The 25012-nt window shown below is 67.4% G+C and carries 32 protein-coding genes; 22 read left to right on the forward strand and 10 right to left on the reverse strand.

Going from position 1 to position 25012, the window contains the following annotated elements:
- Positions 1-58 precede the first annotated feature (58 nt).
- Genes gpmI through G8O29_RS07140 form a run of 4 tightly spaced genes read left to right on the forward strand, consistent with a single transcriptional unit; the run spans position 59 to position 4536 of the window.
- Entirely contained in the window at positions 59-1576 is a 1518-nt protein-coding gene (gpmI, locus tag G8O29_RS07125; protein WP_166402549.1) for a 2,3-bisphosphoglycerate-independent phosphoglycerate mutase, read from the forward strand.
- A complete protein-coding gene (locus G8O29_RS07130; protein ID WP_166402550.1) occupies positions 1573-2688 on the forward strand; it encodes a murein hydrolase activator EnvC family protein in 1116 nt (371 codons plus the stop codon). Before gpmI ends, G8O29_RS07130 begins: the two co-directional genes overlap by 4 nt.
- A gap of 5 nt (positions 2689-2693) precedes the next feature.
- Positions 2694-4043 (forward strand): S41 family peptidase, encoded by a 1350-nt coding sequence (locus tag G8O29_RS07135; RefSeq protein ID WP_166402551.1) that lies wholly within the window; start codon positions 2694-2696, stop codon positions 4041-4043.
- Positions 4044-4047: 4 nt separating this feature from the next.
- Positions 4048-4536 carry an RNA pyrophosphohydrolase gene (locus G8O29_RS07140; protein ID WP_166402552.1) on the forward strand — a complete coding sequence of 163 codons (489 nt, stop codon included), beginning with the start codon at positions 4048-4050 and terminating at the stop codon, positions 4534-4536.
- 90 nt (positions 4537-4626) lie between these two features.
- Here G8O29_RS07140 and G8O29_RS07145 read toward each other — a convergent pair whose 3' ends face one another.
- A complete protein-coding gene (locus G8O29_RS07145) occupies positions 4627-5205 on the reverse strand; it encodes a hypothetical protein (RefSeq protein ID WP_166402553.1) in 579 nt (192 codons plus the stop codon).
- Between the two features lie 277 nt (positions 5206-5482).
- Between G8O29_RS07145 and G8O29_RS07150 the strand changes: the two genes are divergently transcribed.
- Complete coding sequence (locus tag G8O29_RS07150; RefSeq protein WP_166402554.1) at positions 5483-7189, forward strand: bifunctional sulfate adenylyltransferase/adenylylsulfate kinase; 1707 nt, start codon at positions 5483-5485, stop codon at positions 7187-7189.
- A 94-nt stretch (positions 7190-7283) separates the two neighbouring features.
- Here G8O29_RS07150 and G8O29_RS07155 read toward each other — a convergent pair whose 3' ends face one another.
- The 3 genes from G8O29_RS07155 to G8O29_RS07165 all read right to left on the reverse strand — a co-directional run bounded on the left by G8O29_RS07155 (position 7284) and on the right by G8O29_RS07165 (position 8513).
- Complete coding sequence (locus tag G8O29_RS07155) at positions 7284-7784, reverse strand: cytochrome b (protein ID WP_166402555.1); 501 nt, start codon at positions 7782-7784, stop codon at positions 7284-7286.
- Positions 7785-7848: 64 nt separating this feature from the next.
- A complete protein-coding gene (locus G8O29_RS07160) occupies positions 7849-8076 on the reverse strand; it encodes a DUF1150 family protein (RefSeq protein WP_128516139.1) in 228 nt (75 codons plus the stop codon).
- A complete protein-coding gene (locus G8O29_RS07165) occupies positions 8076-8513 on the reverse strand; it encodes an Hsp20 family protein (RefSeq protein ID WP_166402556.1) in 438 nt (145 codons plus the stop codon). The genes G8O29_RS07160 and G8O29_RS07165 overlap by 1 nt, the downstream gene beginning before the upstream one ends.
- A 211-nt stretch (positions 8514-8724) precedes the next feature.
- Between G8O29_RS07165 and G8O29_RS07170 the strand changes: the two genes are divergently transcribed.
- Positions 8725-8943 (forward strand): YdcH family protein, encoded by a 219-nt coding sequence (locus tag G8O29_RS07170; protein WP_128516141.1) that lies wholly within the window; start codon positions 8725-8727, stop codon positions 8941-8943.
- Here the strand turns inward: G8O29_RS07170 and G8O29_RS07175 are convergent.
- A complete protein-coding gene (locus G8O29_RS07175) occupies positions 8933-9358 on the reverse strand; it encodes a MerR family transcriptional regulator (RefSeq protein ID WP_166402557.1) in 426 nt (141 codons plus the stop codon). The genes G8O29_RS07170 and G8O29_RS07175 overlap by 11 nt on opposite strands.
- A gap of 68 nt (positions 9359-9426) precedes the next feature.
- Here G8O29_RS07175 and G8O29_RS07180 point away from each other — a divergent pair, with 68 nt between their 5' ends.
- The 4 genes from G8O29_RS07180 (at position 9427) to G8O29_RS07195 (ending at position 11684) form a co-directional block, all read left to right on the forward strand.
- The gene (locus tag G8O29_RS07180) at positions 9427-9813 is read left to right on the forward strand and encodes a hypothetical protein (RefSeq protein ID WP_166402558.1); all 387 of its coding nucleotides are present in this window, start codon (positions 9427-9429) and stop codon (positions 9811-9813) included.
- Between the two features lie 35 nt (positions 9814-9848).
- Positions 9849-10076, forward strand: a complete 228-nt coding sequence (locus G8O29_RS07185) for a GDCCVxC domain-containing (seleno)protein (RefSeq protein WP_166402559.1) — start codon at positions 9849-9851, stop codon at positions 10074-10076.
- A 74-nt stretch (positions 10077-10150) separates the two neighbouring features.
- A complete protein-coding gene (purE, locus tag G8O29_RS07190) occupies positions 10151-10627 on the forward strand; it encodes a 5-(carboxyamino)imidazole ribonucleotide mutase (RefSeq protein WP_166402560.1) in 477 nt (158 codons plus the stop codon).
- On the forward strand, positions 10620-11684 hold the full coding sequence (locus G8O29_RS07195; protein ID WP_166402561.1) for a 5-(carboxyamino)imidazole ribonucleotide synthase: 1065 nt from the start codon (positions 10620-10622) through the stop codon (positions 11682-11684). Before purE ends, G8O29_RS07195 begins: the two co-directional genes overlap by 8 nt.
- A gap of 72 nt (positions 11685-11756) precedes the next feature.
- Here G8O29_RS07195 and G8O29_RS07200 read toward each other — a convergent pair whose 3' ends face one another.
- The gene (locus tag G8O29_RS07200) at positions 11757-12443 is read right to left on the reverse strand and encodes an esterase/lipase family protein (protein ID WP_166402562.1); all 687 of its coding nucleotides are present in this window, start codon (positions 12441-12443) and stop codon (positions 11757-11759) included.
- Between the two features lie 106 nt (positions 12444-12549).
- Here G8O29_RS07200 and G8O29_RS07205 point away from each other — a divergent pair, with 106 nt between their 5' ends.
- Genes G8O29_RS07205 through G8O29_RS07215 form a run of 3 tightly spaced genes read left to right on the forward strand, consistent with a single transcriptional unit; the run spans position 12550 to position 13965 of the window.
- Complete coding sequence (locus G8O29_RS07205) at positions 12550-12999, forward strand: NUDIX domain-containing protein (protein ID WP_166402563.1); 450 nt, start codon at positions 12550-12552, stop codon at positions 12997-12999.
- Positions 12996-13496 (forward strand): GreA/GreB family elongation factor, encoded by a 501-nt coding sequence (locus G8O29_RS07210; protein WP_166402564.1) that lies wholly within the window; start codon positions 12996-12998, stop codon positions 13494-13496. Before G8O29_RS07205 ends, G8O29_RS07210 begins: the two co-directional genes overlap by 4 nt.
- Positions 13483-13965 carry a GNAT family N-acetyltransferase gene (locus G8O29_RS07215; protein ID WP_166402565.1) on the forward strand — a complete coding sequence of 161 codons (483 nt, stop codon included), beginning with the start codon at positions 13483-13485 and terminating at the stop codon, positions 13963-13965. The genes G8O29_RS07210 and G8O29_RS07215 overlap by 14 nt, the downstream gene beginning before the upstream one ends.
- Positions 13966-14028: 63 nt before the next feature.
- Here G8O29_RS07215 and groL read toward each other — a convergent pair whose 3' ends face one another.
- Both groL and groES read right to left on the reverse strand, forming a co-directional pair.
- Entirely contained in the window at positions 14029-15663 is a 1635-nt protein-coding gene (gene groL / locus G8O29_RS07220; protein WP_166402566.1) for a chaperonin GroEL, read from the reverse strand.
- A 66-nt stretch (positions 15664-15729) separates the two neighbouring features.
- On the reverse strand, positions 15730-16017 hold the full coding sequence (groES, locus tag G8O29_RS07225) for a co-chaperone GroES (protein WP_166402567.1): 288 nt from the start codon (positions 16015-16017) through the stop codon (positions 15730-15732).
- A gap of 198 nt (positions 16018-16215) precedes the next feature.
- Here groES and G8O29_RS07230 point away from each other — a divergent pair, with 198 nt between their 5' ends.
- From G8O29_RS07230 to G8O29_RS07270, 9 genes are all read left to right on the forward strand, one after another.
- Positions 16216-17214 (forward strand): TraB/GumN family protein, encoded by a 999-nt coding sequence (locus G8O29_RS07230; protein WP_166402568.1) that lies wholly within the window; start codon positions 16216-16218, stop codon positions 17212-17214.
- Entirely contained in the window at positions 17208-17948 is a 741-nt protein-coding gene (locus G8O29_RS07235) for an N-acyl homoserine lactonase family protein (protein ID WP_166402569.1), read from the forward strand. Before G8O29_RS07230 ends, G8O29_RS07235 begins: the two co-directional genes overlap by 7 nt.
- Positions 17949-18031: 83 nt before the next feature.
- Entirely contained in the window at positions 18032-18949 is a 918-nt protein-coding gene (locus G8O29_RS07240; RefSeq protein WP_166402570.1) for a manganese-dependent inorganic pyrophosphatase, read from the forward strand.
- Between the two features lie 119 nt (positions 18950-19068).
- Positions 19069-19956, forward strand: coding sequence for a TIGR01459 family HAD-type hydrolase (locus G8O29_RS07245; protein ID WP_166402571.1), 888 nt, complete (start codon positions 19069-19071; stop codon positions 19954-19956).
- Between the two features lie 119 nt (positions 19957-20075).
- Complete coding sequence (locus tag G8O29_RS07250; RefSeq protein ID WP_166402572.1) at positions 20076-20519, forward strand: MaoC family dehydratase; 444 nt, start codon at positions 20076-20078, stop codon at positions 20517-20519.
- Between the two features lie 29 nt (positions 20520-20548).
- Complete coding sequence (locus tag G8O29_RS07255; protein ID WP_166402573.1) at positions 20549-21472, forward strand: bifunctional riboflavin kinase/FAD synthetase; 924 nt, start codon at positions 20549-20551, stop codon at positions 21470-21472.
- Entirely contained in the window at positions 21469-21918 is a 450-nt protein-coding gene (locus tag G8O29_RS07260) for a YcgN family cysteine cluster protein (RefSeq protein WP_166402574.1), read from the forward strand. The genes G8O29_RS07255 and G8O29_RS07260 overlap by 4 nt, the downstream gene beginning before the upstream one ends.
- A complete protein-coding gene (locus G8O29_RS07265) occupies positions 21918-22934 on the forward strand; it encodes a threonine aldolase family protein (RefSeq protein WP_166402575.1) in 1017 nt (338 codons plus the stop codon). The genes G8O29_RS07260 and G8O29_RS07265 overlap by 1 nt, the downstream gene beginning before the upstream one ends.
- A 96-nt stretch (positions 22935-23030) precedes the next feature.
- A complete protein-coding gene (locus tag G8O29_RS07270) occupies positions 23031-24050 on the forward strand; it encodes a ribose-phosphate pyrophosphokinase (protein WP_166402576.1) in 1020 nt (339 codons plus the stop codon).
- Between the two features lie 96 nt (positions 24051-24146).
- On the opposite strand, the gene G8O29_RS07275 is transcribed toward G8O29_RS07270, so the two are convergent.
- On the reverse strand, positions 24147-24422 hold the full coding sequence (locus G8O29_RS07275) for an H-type lectin domain-containing protein (protein ID WP_367890140.1): 276 nt from the start codon (positions 24420-24422) through the stop codon (positions 24147-24149).
- A 197-nt stretch (positions 24423-24619) separates the two neighbouring features.
- Positions 24620-25012, reverse strand: coding sequence for a F0F1 ATP synthase subunit epsilon (locus tag G8O29_RS07280; RefSeq protein ID WP_166402578.1), 393 nt, complete (start codon positions 25010-25012; stop codon positions 24620-24622).

The raw sequence follows: 25012 nt of genomic DNA on the forward strand, positions 1-25012 counted from the left end.
CGGTTGCCGTGCCCCGGCTGCCCGCGTAAAAGCCTTGCAAGACAGAAGGAGACCGCCGATGCCCGCCCCGAAACCCGTCGTCCTGTGCATCCTTGACGGCTGGGGCATCGGCCCGAACCCCGAGACCAGCGCCCCCGCCCAGGCGCATGTGCCGACCTTCAACCACCTCTGGGCCACCTGTCCTCATGCCACGCTGACCACCTTCGGCCCCGATGTCGGCCTGCCCTCCGGGCAGATGGGCAACTCCGAAGTCGGCCATACCAACATCGGCGCGGGGCGCGTCGTGGCGATGGACCTGGGCGCGATTGATCTGGCTGTCGAGGACGGCAGTTTCGCCAGGAACCCGGCGATCCTGGACTTTGCCACCAGGGTGAAGGCGGCCGGAGGCGTGGCGCATCTGATGGGCGTCATCTCGGACGGCGGGGTGCATGGCCATGTGAATCATGTCCTTGCCGCCTGCCGGGCGCTTGTCGCGCAGGGGGTGCCGGTGGCGCTTCATGCCGTCACCGATGGGCGCGACGTGGCGCCGTCCTCGGCGCTGGGCTACATGGAGGCGCTGGTCAAGCGCCTTCCCTATGGCGCCAGCATCGCCACGGTCACGGGGCGCTACTGGGCGATGGACCGCGACAACCGCTGGGAGCGGGTGGCCCGCGCCTATGAGGCGATGGTGCAGGCCACGGGCGAACATGCGCCCGACCCGCTGTCCGCCGTGTCGAACAGCTATGGCAAGGGCGAGACCGACGAATTCCTCGCCCCCACCGCCATCGACGGCTACCACGGCGCGAAGGACGGCGACGGGGTCTTCTGCCTGAACTTCCGCGCCGACCGCGCGCGCGAGATCCTGTCGGCCATCGGCGATCCCGGTTTCACGGCCTTCGACACCGGCACCCGCCCGAAATGGTCGGCGCTGCTGGGGATGGTGGAATATTCCGACCGGCACAACGCCTTCATGGCCACGGCCTTCCCCAAGCGCGTTCTGGTCAACACGCTGGGCGAATGGGTCTCGAACCACGGCCTGACCCAGTTCCGCCTGGCAGAAACCGAGAAATACCCCCATGTCACCTTCTTCCTGAACGGTGGCCGCGAACAGCCCTATCCAGGCGAGGATCGCGCCATGCCGCCCTCGCCCAAGGTCGCCACCTACGACCTGCAACCCGAGATGAGCGCCGATCAGGTCTCGGACCGGCTGGTCGAGGCGATCGACAAGGGCTACGACCTGATCGTGGTCAACTACGCCAACCCCGACATGGTGGGCCATACCGGCAGCCTTCCGGCAGCGATCAAGGCCTGCGAGGCGGTGGACCGCGGCCTTGACCGGGCACTGGCGGCCCTGCAAGCCAGGGGCGGGGCGATGATCGTCACGGCGGATCATGGCAACTGCGAGGTGATGGTCGATCCCGTCACCGGGGGCCCGCACACCGCGCATACGACGAACCCTGTTCCGGTGATCCTGGTCGGCGGCCCGCCGGGGGCAACGCTGCGCTCCGGGCGGCTGGCCGACCTTGCGCCCACGATTCTGCACCTGATGGGCCTGCCCCAGCCACCCGAGATGACCGGACAATCGCTGATCGCATGATCCGCACCGCGCTTCTTGCCCTGCTTCTGGCCTTTCCTGCCCGTGCCGAGACGGTGGCAGAGCAGGCGGCGCGGGCGTCGGCGGATCTGCAACGGGCGGTCGCGGCGCTGGAAAGCGGGGTCGAGGCCCGCGACCGGGTTGCCGCACTCAGCCAGACGATCCGCGCCTACGAGGCGGGGCTTGGCGCCCTGCGCGGCGCCCTGCGCGAGGCGGCCCTGCGCGAACGCACGCTCACCCGCAATTTCGAGGCCAAGCGCGACCGGATCGGCCAGCTTCTGGGCGTCCTTGCCACGATGGAGGCGAACCCCGGGCCGCTGCTTCTGCTGCATCCCGACGGGGCGCTGGGCACGGCGCGGTCGGGGATGATCCTGGCCGACGTGACGCCTGCGCTGCAAGCCGAGGCGCTGAAGCTGAAGGCCGAACTGGCCGAACTGGCCGATCTGCGGGCCCTGCAACTGTCGGCCGGAGAGGTTCTGCAACGCGGCCTTGCCGCCGCACAGACCGCGCGCACCGCCCTGTCGCAGGCCATGTCCGACCGCACCGACCTGCCGCGCCGGTTCACCGAGGATCCCGAGGTGCTGAAAGGCCTTCTGGAAAGCGCAGACACGCTGGACGCCTTCGCTGCCGGCCTCTCGCCCGACAGCGAAAGCGACCGTTCCTTCGCCGCAGAGAAGGGACGCCTGCCCCTGCCCGTCCTCGGCAGCCTCCTGCGCCGCCCGGGCGAAGCCGATGCCGCCGGGGTCCGCCGCCCCGGCGTGACGCTGGCCACGCGCAGCCATGCGCTGGTCACCGCCCCCTGGCCCGCGACGATCCGCTTTCGCGGACCGCTGCTCGACTACGGAAATGTGATGATCCTCGAGCCCGGGGACGGCTATCTACTGGTGCTGGCGGGGATGGAAACCCTGTATGGCGAGGTAGGAGAGGTGGTGGCCGCCGAGGCCCCCATCGGGTTGATGGGCGGCCCGGCGACCGGGACGGCGGAATTCGTGGCGCAGGGTCCAGATGGCTCTGGCGGGCGGGATACGGAAACGCTTTATATGGAACTCAGACAGGGCGCGGCGCCCGTGGACCCGATCCCGTGGTTCGCAGCCCTCGCCCGCACAGGAGAGTGACGAGCATGAAGAAGCATGTGATGGCCGCCCTGGCCGGAACCGTGGCCGGGGTTCTTGTGACGACGCAGGTCGCCGGCCCGCTGATCGCGCAGGAACTGTCGCGCGACAGTTCGATCTACGAACAGCTCGACCTCTTCGGCGACATCTTCGAGCGCGTCCGCGCCCAGTATGTCGAGGAAGTGCCGACCGAAAAGCTGGTGACGGCGGCGATCAACGGCATGCTCACCTCACTGGACCCGCATTCCAGCTATCTCTCGGCCAAGGACTTCGAGGACATGCAGGTCCAGACCCGGGGCGAGTTCGGCGGGCTTGGCATCGAGGTCACGCAGGAAGACGGCTTCATCAAGGTGATCTCGCCGATGGACGGAACCCCTGCCGCCAAGGCCGGAATTCTTGCCGGGGACTTCATCACCCATGTGAACGGCGAATCCGTCCTGGGCCTGAAGCTGGATGACGCGGTGGCCAGGATGCGCGGCCCGGTCGGGTCCGAGATCATCATCACCGTGGTCCGCCAGGGCACGCCGGAACCCTTCGACGTCTCGATCATCCGCGACACGATCAAGCTGACCGCCGCGCGCGGCCGGGTCGTCGGCAAGACCGTGGTGCTGCGGATCACCACCTTCAACGACCAGACCACCAGCGGCATGACCGAGGCGCTGAAGAAGGGCATCGAGGAACTGGGCGGGATCGAGAACCTGGACGGCGTGGTCATCGACCTGCGCAACAATCCCGGCGGCCTGTTGAACGAGGCGATCTCGGTGTCGGACGCCTTCCTCGACAAGGGCGAGATCGTCTCGACCCGGGGCCGTGTCGCGGGCAGCGGCGAACGCTACAACGCCAAGGCCGGGGATCTTGCCGCGGGCAAGCCGATCGTGGTGCTGATCAACGGCGGCTCGGCCTCGGCCTCCGAGATCGTCGCGGGCGCCTTGCAGGACCATCGGCGGGCGATCGTGGTGGGCACCAAGAGCTTCGGCAAGGGTTCGGTCCAGACGCTGATCCCGCTGCGCGGCGACGGAGCCATGCGGCTGACGACGGCGCGCTACTACACCCCCTCGGGCCGGTCGATCCAGGCGCTGGGCATCTCGCCCGACATCGTGGTGCAGCAGCCCCCGCCGAAGGCCGCCGATCCGGCGGCGAGCGAAGAGGAGAAATCCGCCGCAAGGCGGCAGCGGTCCGAGGCGGATCTGCGCGGGGCGATCTCGAACGATTCGATGACCGACGAGGAAAAGCGTCTGTACGAGGAAGAGCTGGCCCGGGCCGAGGAATCGGCCAAGCTGCGCGACGAGGACTATCAGCTGGCCTATGCGGTGGACATCATCAAGGGGCTGACCGTCATCGCCCCGGCTGCGCCCTGACGCCATGGCCGATGCGGAAGGCCTGCCCTACCGGCCCTGCGTGGGCGTCGTGCTGATCGACGCCCGCGGGCTGGTCTTTGCCGGCCAGCGGATCGACAGCCCCCCAGGTGCGGCCCCAGCCTGGCAGATGCCGCAGGGCGGTATCGACGACGGCGAAAAGCCGCGCGAGGCCGCCTATCGCGAACTGTGGGAGGAAACCGGCGTCACCCGCGACAAGGTGGAGTTCGTCGCCAAGACCCACGGCTGGGTGACCTACGACCTGCCGCCCGAGCTTCTGGGCAAGGTCTGGGGCGGCAAGTACCGGGGCCAGCGGCAGAAATGGTTCCTGTTCCGCTTTCTGGGCAAGGATTCCGACATCCGGATCGCGACCGAGCACCCGGAGTTCTCTGCCTGGCGCTGGATCACGGCCGACGAGCTGCTTGACAGCATCGTCCCCTTCAAGCGCGCAGTCTATGAAGAGGTCGTCCGCAGCTTCCGCGCCTATCTGGCCTGACGCCTGCCGCCGGAACCTTCTCGTTCGCCTGCGTCTCCTCGTCGGGTCCGCACCCGGCGCGGAGCAACGCAGTCGCCGACGGGCCGCCCGTCAGTAGCGCGTCCGGGACCGTTCGCGCGAGGGAAGTTCTCCGGCATGGTCCAGCGCGCCGGACGGCGCGATCTTCCGCGCGGTGTCCGCAAGCCCGGCCTTGCCGGCGCTGGCCTCCGGGTCACGCGGATGCAGCGTCGCGCCGGTTTCGGCCATCGCGCTTGGTCCGGCCTCGCCCGCCTGCTTCATCGCCAGCGCCTTGCGCGCCAGATCGGCCTGGCTTTCGGCCTTGTCGTCGCGGTGCGATCCGGCACCCTCGGCCGCCGCGCGCCGCTCCCTCTCGGCCAGGGCGCGGTCCAGCGCCGCGCCCAGAAAGTCGTGCTTCGCGCGCATCCCGGCATCGCCAGCTGCCGCCGTCGCGCCCTTCGGTTCGACCTTCGACCGGGCCTCGCGCGCCTGCCGGTCGGCCAGATCGCGCGCCCGGTTCCGCCGGTCGCGCAGGCGGTCGATCACCGATGCCAGTTCCGCGTCGGCCAGCGCCGAAAGCACCGGAAAGCGGGTCATGTCGGCCAGACCCAGTTCGTCGGCATCCAGCGCGCGACGCTCATCTGCCAAGGCAAGGGGGCTATCCTGGGTCATCTCGGTTTCCTCTCGACTGCTGATCCATCTGGCGGACCAACGCGCGAAAGGCCAGCTGGTTCCCCCGCACCGATCAGGCCGTTGCGGGCCGGACCGGAATTGCGGTCCACCGTTCAGCCCGCGTCGCCGCCAGCGGAAAATCCGCCCGGTCTGTGCAGGACTTGCGGCATTTCCGCCTTTTCTGCCTACCAGACCGCCGCATCGCTTGAAACCTCTGCCCCGGTCGGGCTACGGACCCGCGCGAATGGCGCGCCGCGCCGCGTGAAAGGTCGAACCCATGTCGCTGATGAACCACGCCCCGATCCCGGAACTCTATGTCTCCTACGACAGCGCCCAGAAGCTGAAGGTCGAGGCCGGGCAACTGCCCTCCTGGGACCTGACCCCGCGCCAGATCTGCGACCTGGAGCTGCTGATGAACGGCGGTTTTCACCCGCTGAAGGGGTTCATGAGCGAGGCGGACTACGACAACGTGGTGCAGAACATGCGCCTTGCCGACGGCACGCTGTTCCCGATCCCGATCACGCTGGACGTGTCGGAAGCCTTTGCCGAAAAGGTCGGACCCGGCCAGGACATCGCCCTGCGGGATCAGGAGGGCGTGATCCTGGCGATCCTGTCGATCAGCGACAAATGGATGCCGAACAAGGCAGTCGAAGCCGAAAAGGTCTTCGGCGCCGATGACCTCGCCCATCCGGCGGTGAACTACCTGCACAATACCGCCGGCCCGGTCTACCTCGGCGGCCCGGTCATCGGCATCCAGCAGCCGGTGCATTACGACTTCAAGGCCCGCCGCGACACGCCGAACGAACTCCGCGCGCTGTTCCGCAAGCTGGGCTGGCGCAAGATCGTGGCCTTTCAGACCCGCAATCCGCTCCACCGTGCGCATCAGGAACTGACCTTCCGCGCCGCGCGCGAGGCCGAGGCGAACCTGCTGATCCACCCCGTCGTCGGCATGACCAAACCGGGCGACGTGGACCACTTCACCCGCGTGCGCTGCTATGAGGCGGTGCTGGACAAATACCCGGCCCAGACCACGGCGCTGTCGCTCCTCAACCTCGCCATGCGCATGGCCGGCCCGCGCGAGGCCGTCTGGCACGGCATCATCCGCAGGAACCACGGCTGCACCCACATGATCGTCGGCCGCGACCATGCCGGCCCGGGCAAGAACTCCCAGGGCAAGGATTTCTACGACCCCTACGCCGCGCAAGAGCTGTTCCGTGCCCACCAGGCGGAAATCGGCATCGAGATGGTCGACTTCATGCACATGGTCTATGTGCAGGAAAAGGCGCAGTACTACCCCGCGAACGAGATCCCCGAAGGCTCCACCGTCCTTGACATCTCGGGCACCGAACTGCGCCGCCGCCTGCGCGAGGGGCTGGAGATCCCGGAATGGTTCTCCTTCCCCGAGGTGGTGGCGGAACTGCGCAAGACCAGCCCCGCGCGGTCGAAACAGGGCTTCACCGTGTTCTTCACCGGGCTTTCAGGCAGCGGCAAGTCCACCATCGCCAACGCGCTGATGGTCAAGCTGATGGAGATGGGCGGGCGTCCCGTGACGCTGCTGGACGGCGACGTGGTGCGGAAGCACCTGTCCTCGGAACTGGGGTTCTCGAAGGAACACCGTGACATCAACATCAAGCGCATCGGCTATGTGGCCAGCGAGATCACCAAGAACGGCGGCATCGCGATCTGCGCGCCCATCGCGCCCTACACTGCCACGCGGCGGGCGGTGCGCGAGATGATCGAGGCCTACGGCGCCTTCGTCGAGGTGCATGTGGCCACCAGCCTCGAGGAATGCGAACGCCGCGACCGCAAGGGGCTGTACAAGCTGGCGCGCGAAGGCAAGATCAAGGAATTCACCGGGATTTCCGACCCCTACGAGGCGCCCGAGAACCCGGAACTGCGCGTGGACACCGAGAATGTCGATGTCGATCACTGCGCGCATCAGGTGCTGCTGAAGCTGGAACAGATGGGCCTGATCCGGGCCTGAGACCCCGCCCCGGCCTTGCGCCGGGGCCTCCCTTCGACACATGAGGTTCGCCCGGATCAATCCCGGGGCAAGCAGGGTCAGGCCCGGGTCGGGATCATTCCGCCTTCATCATCCGGCGCAGAAGCCCGTCCCTCAGGACGAACTGGTGATACAGCGCAATGGCCGCATGCCCCAGCGCGATCAGCAACAGGGCCGTGCCGAACAGCCCATGCACATCGCCGTTGTCCATGCCCAGGAACCAGATGCTGATCCCGCCTAAGGGCACCGCGATCATCAGCAGATAGAGGATCCGGTGCCCCCAGTCCGCGGCCCGCACGGCCAGACTGCCCGGCACGCCCGGCGCGGCAGGGGCACCGCGCCGCAGCCGGATCACCAGCCGCAGCAGCACCAGCACCAGGACGGCCATGCCGAAGGCCACATGCGGCACGAAGCCGACGGTCCCGCCCTTCTCGAGCGTCTCCATCGCCGCCTCTGCACCGTCGTGGCTGAACCAGGCGGCGACGATCAGGATGGCGACCAGCCAGTGCAGGGCGATCTGCACGCCCGAATATCCGGTGGCGGTCTTCTCGGTGACCTCCGTCTGCAAGCAAAGCATTCACGGCCCGGCTTGGCGGCTCCGTCGCGGAAGGCTGGCCAGTGCAGGCTGGCGGCCCCGGAAATCAGTGCACGCTGACCGGCGTGTAGTCATGCTCGCGCGCCAGATGGAAAGCAAGCCTGCGGTCGGCGACCAGGGCCAGCTGGCGCCCGTCCGCGCCGTGAACCGACCAGATCACCTTCAGCCCGTCCATCTGCTCGCGCACCTCGTCCGGCAGGTCCGCCACCGGGATCTCGCGGACATAGACGATGCGATCCGCGCCCTGCGGCAATCCTTTGTATGGCGTATTCATCATTTGCCCCCTTTCTGGCTGGCATCCTTGCGACCGATCCGGATCGTCTGCACCACGGGTTCCGGCACATGGCGGCGCAGATCGACGTGCAGAAGCCCGTTCTCCATCGTGGCCCCGGCAACCTCGACCCCATCCGCCAGCACGAAACTGCGCTGAAAGGCCCGGGACGCGATCCCGCGATGCAGGAACACCCTTTCCCCCGCGTCATCCGCCTGGCGGCCGCGCACGACAAGCTGCCGGTCCTCGACGGTGATCGACAGGTCCTCCTCGCGGAAGCCCGCCACCGCGAGGGTGATCCGATAGGCGTTGTCGGCCACCGCCTCGATGTTGAACGGAGGATAGCCCTCGGCCCCCGATTTCGCGGTGCGTTCGACCAGCCGTTCCAGCTGCTCGAACCCCAGAAGATACGGGTGGGCCCCAAAGCTCAGTTTCGTCATCGGACAGTCCTTGGCATAAGCGACGGTTCGGTTTTCGCGGCCCTGTCACAGGCACCGCATGTGCTGAATATGGGGCCCTGCGTTCCGCCCCGCAAGCCCCGGAAAGTCCGTGAAATCCGGCAATCTCTGCACGAATTTGCGCAGAAACCTTCACGCTGGGGCCGGGCTTCCTATATTCTGTCGCAAAGGCAGGAACCGATTCGTCACAGCCATGAACGCCCCCACCGAACTCAGCCATGAAGAGATGCTGGGCATCCGTCTGGAAGTCTTGCGTCGCGAACACCGCGACCTGGACGAGGCCATTCATGCCCTGGAACAGACCGGCCGCCCCGATCAGCTGACCCTGCGCCGCCTGAAAAAGCAGAAGCTGGCGCTGAAGGACCAGATCGTGAAGATCGAGGACATGCTGATCCCCGACATCATCGCCTGACGGTCCGCTCTGGCAGCGCGGCGGCCTCCGGGTCTGCCATCAGCTGCCGCAGCATTGCGCAATCCGTCACTCCGGTCTCGCAGGCAGACGCAAGGTCCGCCAGCGCCGCCTCAAGCCGCAGTAGCTCCTTGACCCTGCGGCGGATCGCGTCACCCTGTGCCCGCGCGATCCGGCCCGCTTCGGAGCAAGTCCCCTGCCCCTCGGCCAGCGCCAGCAGCGCGCGCACCTCGGCGATGGGAAACCCCAGATCCCGGCAACGCCGGACAAAGCGCAGCCGGTCGATCTCCGACCTGGCATACAACCGCCGCCCCGAGGCCGACCGGCCAGGCCGCGGGACGATGCCCTCGCGTTCGTAGTAGCGGATGGTCTCGACCGCCACCCCGCTTTGCCGTGCGGCCTCTCCGATCGGGAACACGGGGCTTGCTCCTGTAGTGGCTACAGGATGCATAAGCATTTCCGACGCGAATCGCGAGAGGTTCGACGATGACGGAAATGCAAGAAGACCCCACCGCCGACAGTGTGACAAAGCCGCCGGCCCTTCTTCTGGGCGGGGCGGCGCTGCTGGCCCTGTTTTCGGCCTCGTGCTGCGTGCTGCCCATCGGCCTGTCGATCATCGGCCTTGGCGGGGCCTGGCTGACGCAGCTTGGCCCCTTCGTCGCCTGGCGTGTGCCGATCCTTCTGGTCCTTGGTGCGCTTCTGGCCTGGGCCTGGTTCGCCATCCTGCGCCCGCGGGCCTGCAAGACCCGTCGTCGGCGCGGTGCAATCCTTGCGGCCCTGGCAACGGCTGCCTTCCTGATCGCCGCCAGCGCCCCGCTCTGGGAGGCGCAGGCCGAAGCGGCGATGTGGTCGCTGTGGCAGGACCTGCGCTAGAACCCGCCCTTTCCCCAAGTCCACGGACCTTCCCGATGACCCCTTCCCCGGCGACACCGATCCTCACCACGGTCCTGACCTGCCCCGCCTGCGGGCACCGGGCGACCGAAACCATGCCGACCGACGCCTGCCAGTGGTTCTACGCCTGCCCGGCCTGCGCCACGACGCTGCGGCCCAGGCCGGGGGATTGCTGCGTCTTCTGTTCCTACGCCACGGTGCCCTGCCCGCCGATGCAGGTGCCCGGCGGCTGCTGCGGCGCCTGACCGGGGCTCTGCCTTGCCCCGCCCGCCCGCTTGCGTATAAGCGGCAGGCAGGGTGACGGCGGGGCGCGCGGGACATGACACAGGTCGGGATCATCATGGGGTCGCAAAGCGACTGGCCCACCATGAAGGCCGCCGCCGAGATCCTCGACGACCTCGGCATCGCCTATGAGACGAAGATCGTCAGCGCGCACCGCACGCCCGACCGGCTGTGGGACTACGGCAAGACCGCCGTCTCGCGCGGGTTGAAGGTCATCATCGCCGGGGCCGGCGGCGCGGCGCATCTGCCGGGCATGATGGCCTCGAAGACCCGGTTGCCGGTGATCGGCGTGCCGGTGCAGACCCGGGCGCTGTCGGGCGTCGATTCGCTCTATTCCATCCTCCAGATGCCCAAGGGCTACCCGGTGGCCACCATGGCCATCGGCGGCGCGGCCAATGCGGGCCTCATGGCCGCAGCGATCCTGGCAACCTCCGACCCCGCCGTCGCCGCGAAACTCGACGCCTGGCGCGACGCCCTCTCCGCCTCGATCCCCGAGGAGCCTTCGGATGACTGACCTCCCGCAAGGGTCCACCATCGGCATCCTCGGCGGCGGGCAACTGGGCCGGATGCTGTCCGTGGCGGCCAGCCGTCTGGGCTACCGCTGCCACATCTATGAACCCGGAGCCGCACCCGCTGGTGACGTGGCTTACAAAGTGACCACCGCCCCCTACGAGGACGAGGCGAGCCTCCGCGCCTTCGCCGCATCGGTCGATGTCATCACCTACGAATTCGAGAACGTCCCGACCTCTGCCCTCGACCTTCTCGAAAGCCTGAAACCCATCCGCCCCAACCGCCGTGCGCTGGCGATCAGCCAGGACCGGATCAGCGAGAAAAGCTTCCTCAACGACCTCGGCCTTCAGACAGCCCCCTGGGCCGCCGTGAACTCCGAGGCCGACCTGAAGGCCGCCGCCGACAGCCTCGGCCTCCCCGCTATCCTCAAGACGACGCGGCTGGGCTATGACGGCAAGGGCCAGGTGAAGCTGGACGACGCGGCCGCCATCCCCGCCGCCTGGGCCGCCATGAACGGCGCCGCCTGCATCCTGGAAGGCTTCGTCGCCTTCGACCGCGAGGTCAGCGTCATCGCCGCCCGCTCCCTCGACGGATCGGTCGCCTGCTTCGACCCCGGCGAGAACGTCCACCGCGACGGCATCCTGCGCACGACCACCGTGCCTGCGCACCTCACCCCCGCTCAACGCTCCGACGCGATCCTCCTCGCCGCCCGCATCCTGAACGCGCTGGACTATGTCGGCGTGATGGGGGTGGAGCTGTTCGTCACCCCGCGCGGCCTTCTGGTGAACGAGATCGCGCCGCGCGTCCACAACTCCGGTCACTGGACGCAGGCAGGCTGCACCGTGGACCAGTTCGAACAGCACATCCGCGCCGTGGCGGGCCTGCCCTTGGGCGACGGCAACCGTTACGCCGATGTGGTGATGGAGAACCTGATCGGCGACGATGTGCTGCGGGTGCCGGAGCTGCTGAAAGCCCGCGACACCGCCGTTCACCTCTACGGCAAGGGCGCCCCCCGACCGGGGCGCAAGATGGGCCATGTGAACCGGATCACCCGGGGATAGCCTCCTCGTGCGCCTTCGGCTTCTCGTCGGATGACCCCAGCGAGGAGGAACGAAGTTCCCGACGAGCGGCCCCTATCTCTCGAACCGCCCGTGCCGCAGGAAGTGGATCACCTGCCGGATCACCGTCGGGTTGACCATCATCCAGGTATGGCTGACCGGAAGCTCCAGATGATCGGCCATCCCCTCCAGCCGCGTGCTCGCCACGGTCACCTTGCCGTCGTCCGGCCCCGGCAGAAGCTGGCTGAACCAGGGGCTGAGCGACCGCGTCCCGGCGATGATCCCCAGCGGATAGTCCGCGGGCGGCAGCCGGTTCGGCCAGCTGTCCGGCCCGGTGCCAAGGCTCATACCCGCCGGGCCGTTCACCATCTCGAAAACCTTCCAGTCGCCCAGCCGATCCACCAGTTCCGACCCGTGGTTCGGCGGCGCCAGCATCACCACGCGGCCCAGCCCCGGCGGATGCCCCCGCGCCAGCAGGTCCCGCACCAGGATGCCGCCCATAGAATGGGTCACGAAATGCGTCCTGCCCGCGAAGGGCACCGCGACCGCCTCGGCCACATGGGCCACCAGCTGATCCGGCGACAGCCTGGTCGAGGGATAGGCCGCATGGCTGACCGCATAGCCCGCGCCGCGCAGGGCCAGCCCCAGCGCCGCCAACGACCGCGCCGACCGTGCCAGCCCGTGGACCAGGATCACCCTTTCGGACGGGGCGCTCCCGGCAGCAAGGTCCGCAGGCAGGCGAAAGGGCAGGTGCAGCTGCATGGCCGGACCTTGCCCCCTTGTCCCCGCCTTGGAAAGGTGCCGCAGACCTGACCCTGCGTCGTGCGGCCACTGGACAAAGCCTTCCGCCCGCGCAAGCCTTGCCCGCATGGCTCGCTTCAGACCCCGCATCGCCGCCCGCGCGCTGATCCTGCATCAGGACCGGCTTCTTCTGGTCAACGCCTATCCCGGCGCGCGGCTTGGCCTCTGGTGCGCCCCGGGCGGCGGTTGCGAGGCCGGGCAGTCGCTCCCCGAAAACCTCGCCCGCGAGGTGAGGGAGGAAACCGGCCTCACCATCTCCATCGGCCCGCCGGTCCTTGTGAACGAATTCCACGACCCCGAGACCGGCTTTCACCAGATCGACCTCTTCTTCCGCTGCACGCTTGTGTCCGGCGACCTCGACCCCCGCTGGACCGACCCCGAAGGCGTCGTCACCGACCGCCGCTTCTTCTCGCGCAGCGACCTTGCCACGGTCCGCTTCAAGCCCGACAGCCTGCTGAAGGCCGCCTGGGGCACCGGGGCCGCGCTCTACGACCCGCTGGAAGTGATCCTGAAATGAGCCGCGCCTTCGTCAACGAGGATGCCGGGAACGACCGCCCCGACCTGCTGGAACTCCCCGTCCCCCCCGGCCCGAACATCGTCACCCCGCGCGGGCTCGCCGCCTTGCGCGAAAGGCTCGCCCAGCGCCAGGCCGACCTTGCGGCCCTGAAAGCCCGCGCCGACCGGCTGGACAAGCTCCCCGAAGCCGCCGCCGAGCGTGACCTGCGCTGGCTGGAGGCCCGGCTCAAGGCCGCCGTCGTGATCGACCCTTCGACTCACGACCTTACCGAAGTCGCCTTCGGTCTGGCCGTCACCGTCGCCGACGAGGACGGGCGCGAGACCACCTACGAAATCGTCGGCGAGGACGAGGCCGACGCCACCCGAAACCGCATCGCGCCGAACTCTCCCCTTGCCCGGGCCCTCCTTGGTGCGCGGGTCGGCGATGTCGTGACCTGGCACCGCCCCGCCGGGGCCGTCGAGCTGGAAATCCTCAGGATCGCCCATGCGCATCCGTGAGCTTTTCCCCTCCGAGACCGCCCTTGTCGCGCAGTTCTACCGCGAGGCGCCGGACTACTGGCTTCTCGCCGAGGGCCGCTGCGACCCCGCCGCCCGGGCGCAGGACTTCTTCACCGACGCCCCGCCGAACTGCGACCCGGCGACCAGCGACCGGCTGGGACTGTTCCTCAACCACCGTCTCTCCGGCGTGGCCGAACTCTCCTACGGCTTCCCCGAACCCTCCGACGCCTATCTCGGCCTGATGATCCTCGGCCCCTGGGCGCAGGGCGCGGGCCACGGCCGCGCCTTCCTTGCCCATGTCGAGACGCTGGCCCGCCGACGCCACGCCCTGCGACTTTGCCTTGCCGTCCTCGATGTCAATCCGCGCGGGCGGGCCTTCTGGGAACGTGAGGGCTTCCGCGGCACCGGCCTGACCCGGAAGGACGGGATCACCGGCCATCTGATCGAACGGCTGGTCAAAAGGCTGTAACGCAAGGCGGCCATGAAAAAGGGCGCCCGAAGGCGCCCTTTCCCCTGATCTTGAGGCGTTGGATCAGAAGTCCATCCCGCCCATGCCGCCACCCGGCGCCGCGGGGGCCGCCTTGGGCTCGGGCCGGTCGGCGATCATCGCCTCGGTGGTGATCAGCAGCGACGCCACCGACGCCGCGTCTTCCAGCGCCGTCCGGGTCACCTTGGCCGGGTCGATCACACCGAACTTGAACATGTCGCCATATTCTTCGGTCTGGGCGTTGAAGCCGAAGTTCTTGTCGTTCGACTCGCGGATCTTGCCCGCGACGACCGAACCGTCCACGCCGGCGTTGTCGGCGATCTGACGCAGCGGAGCCTCCAGCGCGCGGCGGACGATGGCGATGCCCGCATCCTGGTCGCTGTTGGCGCCCTTCAGGCCTTCCAGCGCCTTGGCCGCCTGCACCAGCGCCACGCCGCCGCCGACGATCACGCCTTCCTGCACGGCCGCACGGGTCGCGTTCAGAGCATCGTCAACGCGGTCCTTGCGCTCTTTCACCTCGACTTCGGTCATGCCGCCGACGCGGATGACGGCAACGCCGCCCGCCAGCTTGGCCACACGTTCCTGAAGCTTCTCGCGGTCGTAGTCGCTGGTGGTTTCCTCGATCTGCGCACGGATCTGGGCGACGCGCGCCTCGATCTCCTTCTTGTCGCCGGCGCCGTCGATGATCGTGGTGTCATCCTTCTTGATGACGACCTTCTTGGCGCGGCCCAGCATGTCAAGGCCGACATTCTCCAGCTTCATGCCCAGATCGTCGCTGATGACCTGACCACCGGTCAGGATGGCGATGTCCTGCAGCATGGCCTTGCGGCGGTCGCCGAAGCCCGGGGCCTTGACGGCGGCGATCTTCAGGCCACCGCGCAGCTTGTTGACCACGAGGGTCGCCAGGGCCTCGCCTTCCACGTCCTCGGCCACGATGACCAGCGGCTTCTGCGACTGGATGACGGCCTCCAGCAGCGGGACCATCGGTTGCAGCGACGACAGCTTCTTCTCGTGCAGCAGGATGAAGGCGTCTTCCAGCTCCGCGACCATCTTGTCGGCGTTGGTCACGAAATAGGGCGACAGGTAGCCGCGGTCGAACTGCATGCCTTCGACGACCTCGACTTCGGTCTCCATGCCCTTGTTCTCTTCGACGGTGATGACACCCTCGTTGCCGACCTTCTGCATCGCATCGGCGATGAAGCGGCCGATCTGGGCCTCGCCGTTGGCCGAGATGGTGCCGACCTGGGCAACCTCGTCGCTGTCCTTCACCGGACGGGCCATGGCCTTGATCTGCTCGACGACCTTCGAGGTCGCCAGGTCGATGCCGCGCTTCAGGTCCATCGGGTTGAGGCCCGCGGCGACCGACTTCATGCCTTCGCGGATGATGGCCTGGGCCAGAACGGTGGCGGTGGTGGTGCCGTCGCCGGCCTCGTCATTGGTGCGCGAGGCGACTTCCTTCACCATCTGCGCGCCCATGTTCTCGAACTTGTCGGCCAGTTCGATTTCCTTGGCGACGGTCACGCCGTCCTTGGTGATGCGCGGGGCGCCGAACGACTTGTCGATCACCACGTTGCGGCCTTTCGGGCCGAGCGTGACCTTCACGGCATCGGCCAGGATGTTGACGCCGCGCAGCATGCGGTCGCGGGCGTCGGTGTCGAACTTGACGTCTTTAGCAGCCATTATGACAGCTCCTTGAATGGGTTGATGTCAGGAAAGGCGTAGGTCGGGCTTCGGCCCCACTTCGCCTCAGGAGATGATCCCGAGGATGTCGCTTTCCTTCATGATCAGCATCTCTTCGCCGTTCAGCGTCACTTCGGTGCCCGACCATTTGCCGAACAGCACCCGGTCGCCGGCCTTGACCGACGGCGCGATCAGTTCGCCCGAATCCTTGCGGGCGCCTTCGCCCACGGCGATCACTTCGCCCTCGGCGGGCTTTTCCTTGGCGGTGTCGGGGATGATCAGCCCGCCCTTGGTCTTTTCGTCGGACTGGACGCGCTTGACCAGAACGCGGTCATGCAGGGGTTTGAAAGCCATCTGGAGGTTCTCCCTTGAGTCACCAGGTTTGATCTCGATTAGCACTCAGGTCGCTTGAGTGCTAACGGCGTTCAGTTAGGCAATCCCTCCCGGCCTGTCAACTCCCCTGCCCCTGCGTCAGGCACGGAATTTCGCATTGCCTTTTGCCGGCCCGATGCCACGATGCGGGTGAACTGCCGCAACTGCCCGAAGGTGCCCATGCCCCGTCTTGCCGCTGCCGCCCTTGCCTTTGCCCTGGGCGTTCTGACCGCGCTTCCGGCCGCCGCGATGTGTGGCGGGCGCAACCTGTTCGAAGAGATGGATCCCGCGATGCGCTCCAGCATCGCAGCGGCGGCGGATGCGGTCCCGTTCCCGCGCGGCAACTTCTGGCAGGCGGTGCGCGGGGACGAGGTCATCACCATCGCCGGGACCTACCATTTCGACGACCCGCGGCATCAGGCGAATCTCGACAGGTTGCAGCTGTTCATCGGGGATGCCTCGACGGTTCTGGTGGAATCCGGCCCCGAGGAGGAAAAGGCGCTGATGGACCTTGTGGCCCGCGATCCGTCGCGCATGTTCATCACCACGGGGCCGACGCTGTTCGAACAACTGCCCGCCGATGTCTGGAACAAGCTGTCGGATGCCATGTCCCAGCGCGGCATCCCCGGCTTCATGGCCGCGAAGTTCCGGCCCTGGTATGTGCTGGCGGTCCTTGCCATCCCGCCCTGCGCGATGGCGCAGATGACCGATCCCAAGGGGCTGGACGGCATGGTGATCGACGCCGCGCTTGCGGCGGGCAAGCCGGTGCGCGCGCTGGAACCGTTCGACACGATCTTCCGGATGTTCGACAGCATGTCCGAGGAAGAGATCCTGGCCATGCTGCAATCCTCGCTTGCGCTGGAGGACCGGTCCGAGGATCACGCCGTCACCCTTGCCGACAGCTATTTCGCCGGCCACAGCCGCGAGATCTGGGAATTCATGCGCCACATCAGCTATGATCTGCCCGGCTATACCCGCGAGCAGGTGGATGCCGAATTCGCGCGGATGGAAGAGCTCCTGATGAACGCGCGCAACCGGGCCTGGATCCCGGTCCTGACCGGGGCGGCGGCGGAAGGTCCGGTCGTCGCCGCCTTCGGCGCGCTGCACCTGTCGGGAGAAGAGGGCGTGCTGAACCTGCTGAAGCAAGAGGGGTTCAGGCTGACGGAGCTGAAATGGTGATCCTTCCGGGCCGGATCGAACGGCTGTTCATCCTGGACCTCGGCCTGTTCGAGGTCCGCGGCGGCGAACGGATCATCGGCATCCCCGCCTATCTGATGCAAACCGACCGCGGCCAGCGCATCCTGATCGACACGGGCTTTCCCCCCGCCTATCTGACCGACCCTGACCGCCCCGCGGCGGACGGCCTGCCCGGCTTTGGCCGCCTGCTCGACTTCCGCCCCGACCAGACCGCCGAGGGTGCGCTGGCCCTCCTCGGCCTGAGGCCCACGGACATCGACCTGGTGATCCTGACCCATGGCCATATCGACCACGTCGGCTCGCTGCCGCTGTTCGCCCACGCCCCGGTCGTGCTGACCGCCATCGAACGGGCCGAGCCCGCGCCGCTCTACTTCGGCAGCCTCCGCCCGATCGCCTGGCCCGACACGACCTATCACCGGATCGACACCGACACGGCCGTCTGCGAGGGCCTGACCCTGATCCCCACCCCCGGCCACACCCCCGGCCATCTCTCGGCGCTTGTCGCCCTGCCCGACGGACGCCGCGTGATCCTGGCCGCCGATGCGATCAACCGCGCCTCGGAACCGGCCGAAGCCTTCGCCGATGCGATGGACCCCGCCGCCGCGCAGGCCTCGGCGGCCCGCCTCATGGCCCTCGTCACGCCCGGAACGACGCTGATCTACGGCCACGAACCGGCGCAATGGCCGCTCCTGCCCAAGGCCCCCCGGCCCTGGTGAAGGCTCGCCGCCGCGCCCGCGCGTGACAATCGGCCCGGCCTCGCCTATACCGCGCGCGAACCGCATCGTCCCAAGGGCATCCCATGACCACCCTCGTCTTCGGCCACAAATCCCCCGACACCGATTCCACCGCCAGCCCGATCATCTGGGCCTGGTATCTGACCGAAACCGGCACCCCTGCGAAACCCGTCCTGCTGGGAGAGCCGAACACCGAAGCCGCCTTCGTGCTGCGCCACTGGGGTCTGGACAAGCCCGAGATCATCGCGGACGTGACCGCCGATGACCGCGTGGTGATCGTAGATACCAACAATCCGGCGGAACTGCCGGCCTCGATCAACGAGGCGAAGATCCAGGGCATCATCGACCACCACATGCTGGTCGGCGGCCTCAAGACCCGCGCGCCCATCGACATCACCATCCGCCCGCTGGCCTGCACCGCCACCATCCTGCACGACCTGATGGGCGATGCCCTGACGCGCGCCCCGAAGGCGATCAAGGGCGCGATGCTGTCCTGCATCCTGTCCGACACGCTGCAGTTCCGCTCGCCCACCACAACGCCGCACGACCAGGCGGTGGCCGAGAAGCTTGCCGCCGATCTCGGCGTCTCGATCCCCGATCTTGCCGCGCAGATGTTCGAGGCCAAATCCGACGTCTCGGCCTTCTCGGATGCCGAACTTCTGCGGATGGACAGCAAGGAATACACCGTCGCCGGCAAGGAACTGCGCGTCTCGGTGCTGGAGACCACCGCGCCGAAGGTGCTTATGGACCGCAAGGACAGCCTGATGCGCTCGATGGTCGATGTGGCGCAGGAGGACGGCGCCGATCAGGTTCTGCTGTTCATCATCGACATCCTGAAGGAAGAGGCCACCCTTCTGGTCCCGAACGATCTGGTGAAGCAGCTGGCCGAGGCCTCGTTCGGCTGCACGGTCACGGGGGACACGGTGGTCCTGCCCGGGATCATGAGCCGCAAGAAGCAGATCATCCCGGCGCTGAAACTCTGAACGGGCGCGGCATGTGTCGGGCCTTCGTGCCCGACGCATGCCAGACGCCTGCCAGACAGATGCCAGACGCTTGACCTTTCGTTCACCATGGCCGTTCCGGCCCATCCCGAAGGCCCCGAATGACCGACATCATCCGCTCCCTGTCCGATCTGACCGGCCGCTACGACGCGGTTTTCTGCGATCTCTGGGGTTGCCTGCACAACGGCCAGACCGCTTACCCGGCCGCCGTGTCCGCCCTGCAAGCTTTCCGCAGCACCGGGGGCAGGGTCGTGCTTCTGACCAACGCGCCTCGGCCGAAATCAAGCGTTATCAGGCAGTTGGATGGCCTTGGCGTGCCCCGAGACGCCTATGACCTTGTGGTCACCTCGGGCGATGCCGCGCAGATGGGCATGCTCTCGGGTGCCGTGGGCCGCCGCGTCCACCACATCGGCGCGCCCAAGGATGAGGTCTTCTTCACCGATTTCGCCGAGGATCTCGCCGCCTACGCCGCCACGCAGCCCCCGATCACCCGCGTCCCGCTTCGGGACGCCGAAGGCATCGTCTGCACCGGCCTGCGCGACGACCTGACCGAAACCCCCGACGATTACCGCGCCTCATTGCTGCTTGGAAAAACCCTTGGCCTGCCCATGCTTTGCGCCAACCCGGACATCATCGTCGATATGGGCGACAAGCGGCTCTACTGCGCCGGGGCGCTGGCCAAGGCCTATGAGGACATGGGCGGCACCGCGCTTTACTTCGGCAAGCCGCACCCCCCGATCTACGACCTCGCCCGCCGCCGCCTGGCCGAGACCGGGCTGACCGACGCGCAGATCCTCTGCATCGGCGACGGAATTTTCACGGATATTCAAGGCGGTATCGGTGAGGGTCTCGATACCCTGTTCATCACCGGGGGGCTTGAGGCCGACCGCTTCGGCCCGGATGTCGAAAACCCCGATCCGGCGCGTCTCGACGCCTGGCTTGGGGCGAAGGAACTGTCGCCGACCTTCGCCATGGGCCGCCTGCGCTGATCCACTCGGTAATTTTCAGTCTCAGACTATCGTCTGATTGAACAATTCTTGCGCAAACGATTGTGCCGCAGCGCAGCATGTGCTAGCGTCTCGCCACGCAAGGTAGGGAATCGAAAACCATGCTGGACAACATGCCCCGTGGGACGATCTGCATCGAGGACATCGAAATCGGCATGTCCCGTCATCTGATGAAGGTCGTAACCGACCGGGATATCGAGCTTTTTGCCGAGGTGTCCACCGACCGCAACCCCGTGCATCTGGACGAGCAATACGCCCAGGACACGATCTTCGAGGGCCGCATCGCCCACGGCATGCTGACCGCGGGCCTCATCTCCGCCGTCATCGGCGAGCAACTGCCCGGCCACGGCACCGTCTATCTGGGCCAATCCTTGCGCTTCATGGCCCCCGTCCGCCCCGGCGACATGGTCCGGGCCGAGGTCACCGTCACCGCCATCGACCATGCCAAACGCCGAGTCACCCTTGAAACCCTCGCCTCGGTCGGTAAAACCGTTGTGGTGAAGGGTGAGGCGCTGGTTCTGGCGCCCAGCCGCAAGTTCGACTGACGGGGCAGACGCCCCCTTGAAGGGCGCGGATGCAGATTCATCAGGATTTCCAGTGGCTTGACCCCTCTGCCCGGGGTGCATCCTGCGCCATGGGCAATTTCGACGGCGTTCATCTGGGCCACGCTTCCGTCATCGACCTCGCGCGTGGCCGTGGCCCGTTGGGCGTCATCACCTTCGAACCCCATCCGCGCCAGTTCTTCGCCCCCGACGCCCCGCCCTTCCGCCTGATGAACGCCGAAGCGCGGGCGAACCGGCTGGCCAAGCTGGGGGTCGAACACCTGTTCCAGCTGCCCTTCAACCGCGCGCTCGCCGCCCTGACGCCCGAGGAATTCGCCCGCGACGTGCTGGCCGAAGGTCTTGGCATCTCTCATGTCGTGGTCGGCGCCGACTTCTGCTTCGGCAAGGGCCGCTCGGGCACGGCCCATGACCTCCGCGCCCTGGGCGAACGCTTCGGCTTTGCCACCACCATCGCGCCGCTGGTGCAGATCGCCGGGCGCGAGGTCTCCTCGACCGCCATCCGCCAGGCCCTGACCGAAGGCCGCCCACGCGACGCCGCCGCCATGCTGGGCCACCTGCACCGGATCGAAGGCGAGGTGATCCATGGTGAAAAGCGGGGGCGGGAACTGGGCTATCCCACGGCAAACATGTCGCTTTCCGGCCTGCACCTGCCGCGTTTCGGTGTCTATGCCGTCAAGGTCGATGTCCTGACCGGCCCGCACTCCGGCGCCTACATGGGCGCGGCGAGCCTTGGCGTCCGGCCCATGTTCAGCGGCGAGGTGCCGAACCTTGAAACCTACCTCCTCGACTTCAAGGGCGATCTTTACGGCCACCACCTTTCGGTCGCGCTGGTCGAATTCCTGCGGCCCGAGATGAAATTCGACGGCCTTCCCGCCCTCATCGCCCAGATGGAGGCCGACTGCGCCCAGGCCCGCGCCATCCTGGCGACCGCATGACGCTCCGCCCCCGGTTCTGGGAAACCGTCCCCCTGGCGAAGATGACGCAAGCCGAATGGGAGGCGCTGTGCGACGGCTGCGGCAAGTGCTGCGTGAACAAGCTGGAGTATGAGGATACCGGCGAGGTTGCCTACACCCGTATCAGTTGCCGCCTGTTCGACGGCGACACCTGCCGGTGCCGCGACTATCCCAACCGCAAGCTGCACGTCCCGGAATGTGTGGTCCTGACGCCGAAGACCCTGCCGAAGATCGCCTACTGGATGCCCGCGACCTGCGCCTACAAGCTGCTGTTCCAGAAGAAGAAACTGCCCGACTGGCACCCGCTTGTGACCGGCGACCCGGACAGCACGCACAAGGCGGGCGCGTCGATCAGGGGGTTGACGCTCTCGGAAGCCGACATCCCCGAGGACGACTGGGAAGACTACCTGATCGAGGAAACCCCCTGATGCGCTTTGCCTCGGACAACACCTCGGGTGCGGCCCCCGAGATCATGGCCGCGATCCTGAAGGCCAATGAAGGCTATGAGCGCAGCTATGGCGCCGATGCGGCGATGGCGCGCGTGACCGATCTGGTGCGCGAGATCTTCGAGGCTCCGCAAGCCGAGGTTCGCCTCGTCGCCACAGGCACCGCCGCCAATGCGCTGGCCATCGCGACCCATGTCCACCCCTGGGACGGCGTGTTCTGCCATGCCCACGCCCATATCGCCGAAGACGAATGCAACGCGCCCGAGTTCTATGCCGGCGCCAAGCTGGTCCTGATCCCGGGCGAACACGGCAAGATCACGCCTGACGCCCTGGCCGAGGTCCTTGCCACCACCGGCGAAAGCGGCGTCCACGGCGTGCAGAGGGGCATGCTGTCGCTGACCAATGTGACCGAGGCCGGCACCGTCTACACCCCCGCCGAGATCGCGGCCCTGACCGCGCTGGCCAAAGCCAAGGCCATCCCCTGCCACCTGGACGGCGCGCGGTTCGCCAATGCGCTGATCGCCACCGGCGCGACCCCGCCCGAGATGACCTGGAAGGCGGGGATCGACGTCCTGTCGCTGGGCGGGACGAAGAACGGCTGCCTGGGGGTCGAGGGCGTGGTGCTGTTCAACCCGGCAAAGGCCTGGGAGCTGGAGCTGCGGCGCAAGCGGGGCGGGCACCTGTTCTCCAAGCACCGGTTCCTCTCGGCGCAGATGGAGGCTTACCTCACCGACGGTCTCTGGCTGCGCCTCGCGGCGCAGGCCAATGCCATGGGCCAGCGGCTGGTGCAGGGTCTGCGCGACCGTCAGGCGCATGTTCCCCCTGCCGACGCCAACATGCTGTTCCCCGAATGGCCCGCCGGCCACCATGACCGGCTGGAGGCCGCGGGCGCGCAGTACTACCGCTTTCCCGCGCCCGAGGGCCGCGAGAGGGCGCGCCTTGTCGCGTCGTGGTCCACGACCGAGGCCGATGTCGACGCCTTCCTGAACGCCTTCTGATCTGGCGATTTCACTACCTTCCGCCTCACGCCGGGTTGCATTCGCTTGGCCGGGTGATAAGCGGTGCCCATCTCGAATCCGCTGCCCGGAGCCGCCATGCCCGCTGTCACCGAACCGAAGCTCATCGCCGGTAACGCCAATCTTCCCCTTGCCAAGGCCATCGCCCGGCGGATGTCGATGCACCGGGGGATGAGCGTGAACCTGGTGGACGCGCGGGTCGAACGGTTCAACGATCAGGAAATCTTCGTCGAAGTGTTCGAAAACGTCCGGGGCGAGGACATGTATGTCATCCAGCCGACCTCGAACCCGGCGAACGACAACCTGATGGAGCTGCTCATCATGGTCGATGCGCTGCGCCGGTCCAGCGCCAGCCGCATCACCGCCGTGATCCCCTATTTCGGCTATGCCCGCCAGGACCGCCGCGCCAAGGCCCGCACGCCGATCAGCGCCAAGCTGGTGGCGAACCTGATCGAGACCGCCGGGGTGGACCGCGTCCTGACGCTGGACCTGCACGCCGCGCAGATCCAGGGCTTCTTCGACATCCCGGTGGACAATCTTTACGCCGCACCGGTCTTTGCGCTGGACATCGAGCATCACTTCAAGGGCCAGATGGACGACATCATGATCGTCTCGCCCGACGTGGGCGGCGTGGCGCGCGCGCGCGAACTGGCCAAGCGGATCAACGCGCCCCTCGCCATCGTGGACAAGCGGCGCGAGAAGGCGGGCGAGGTCGCGGGCATGACCGTGATCGGCGACGTGAGGGGCCAGAAATGCATCATCGTCGATGACATCTGCGACACCGCCGGCACGCTGTGCAAGGCTGCCGAAACACTGATGGAGGCCGGCGCGACCGAGGTGCACAGCTACATCACCCATGGCGTCCTGTCCGGCCCGGCGGTGGAGCGGGTGGCGAATTCGGTGATGAAGTCGCTGGTCATCACCGATTCCATCGAACAGGGCGAAAAGGTGAAGGGGGCGAAGAACATCCGCATCGTCCCCACCGCGCCGATGTTCGCACAGGCCATCCTGAACATCTGGGGCGGCATGTCCGTCTCCAGCCTGTTCGAGACCGATACGCTGGTCCCGATCTACGAAGGGCTGTATCAGCGCCCGTGAAGGAAGCGGCGCAGAGCCGCGCGGCTCTTGCCATGACCTCGGGCGGGCCCTGCCGAAGGCAGCGTGAACCCGCCACGGTGTCCCCCGACTGCACGGCTAGGGCACGTCCACGTCCCAGTCCTCTTCGTCGCGGATCGTGCCGATGGCCAGCCAGTCGGCCCGGATGCGCGCGATGCGGGTGTCGGCCCAGGTGCGGAACACGATCTCGAAGCCGGTGGCCGTGGTATTTTCGGCGGTGATGTCAACGCGGCTGTTCGTCTGGTTGGCGATGTCCCACATCGAGATGCTGACCGTCACCACGGGCGGAGACAGGAAGGGCTCGCCGAATTTCTGTTCCTGGCGCACCTCGCGCGGTCCGGACCCGGTCCACATGGCGCCGTCATGGGCGAAATCGGAAAACAGTATCCTCGAACCCTGATCGATGCCGACTACCCCGGAAAACCAACGCATCGTGACTATACCTGCAACTCAAGCTGGCCGGATCATGCCCAAGCATTGGGCAAAGGACCGGACAAATGCAAGAGGCCCCGCCGTGGCGGGGCCTCTGTGAAGGGCTCGGGGCCAGGGCGCTAAAGTCCCGCTGCGGCACGCATGGCGTAAAGATCGGCGACCGCCTTGTCCGCGGAATCCTTGTCCGGATTGACCGCCGCCGCCTCGCAGGCGTCCGCCACCAGGGCGTCCAGCTGCGCGGGCGTCAGTTCGGTCAAGGGCACGGCCTGCTCGGCCAGGACCGAAACGCCACGGGCGCTGATCTCGGCAAAGCCGCCGGTGACGACATAGGCTTTCATCCCGTCCGCCGCCGCCACACGCAGGACGCCCGGCCGCAACGAGGTGATGGTGGGGGCATGCCCCTCCATCGCCGTCAGATCGCCGTCCGCGCCGGGGATCTGGACCTCGGTTGCAGGAAACGACGCAAGGCGCCGCTCGGGGCTGACGAGGTCGAATTGAACCGTGCTGGCCAT

Source organism: Rhodobacter calidifons (assembly GCF_011174775.1).
GTDB lineage: Bacteria > Pseudomonadota > Alphaproteobacteria > Rhodobacterales > Rhodobacteraceae > Tabrizicola > Tabrizicola calidifons.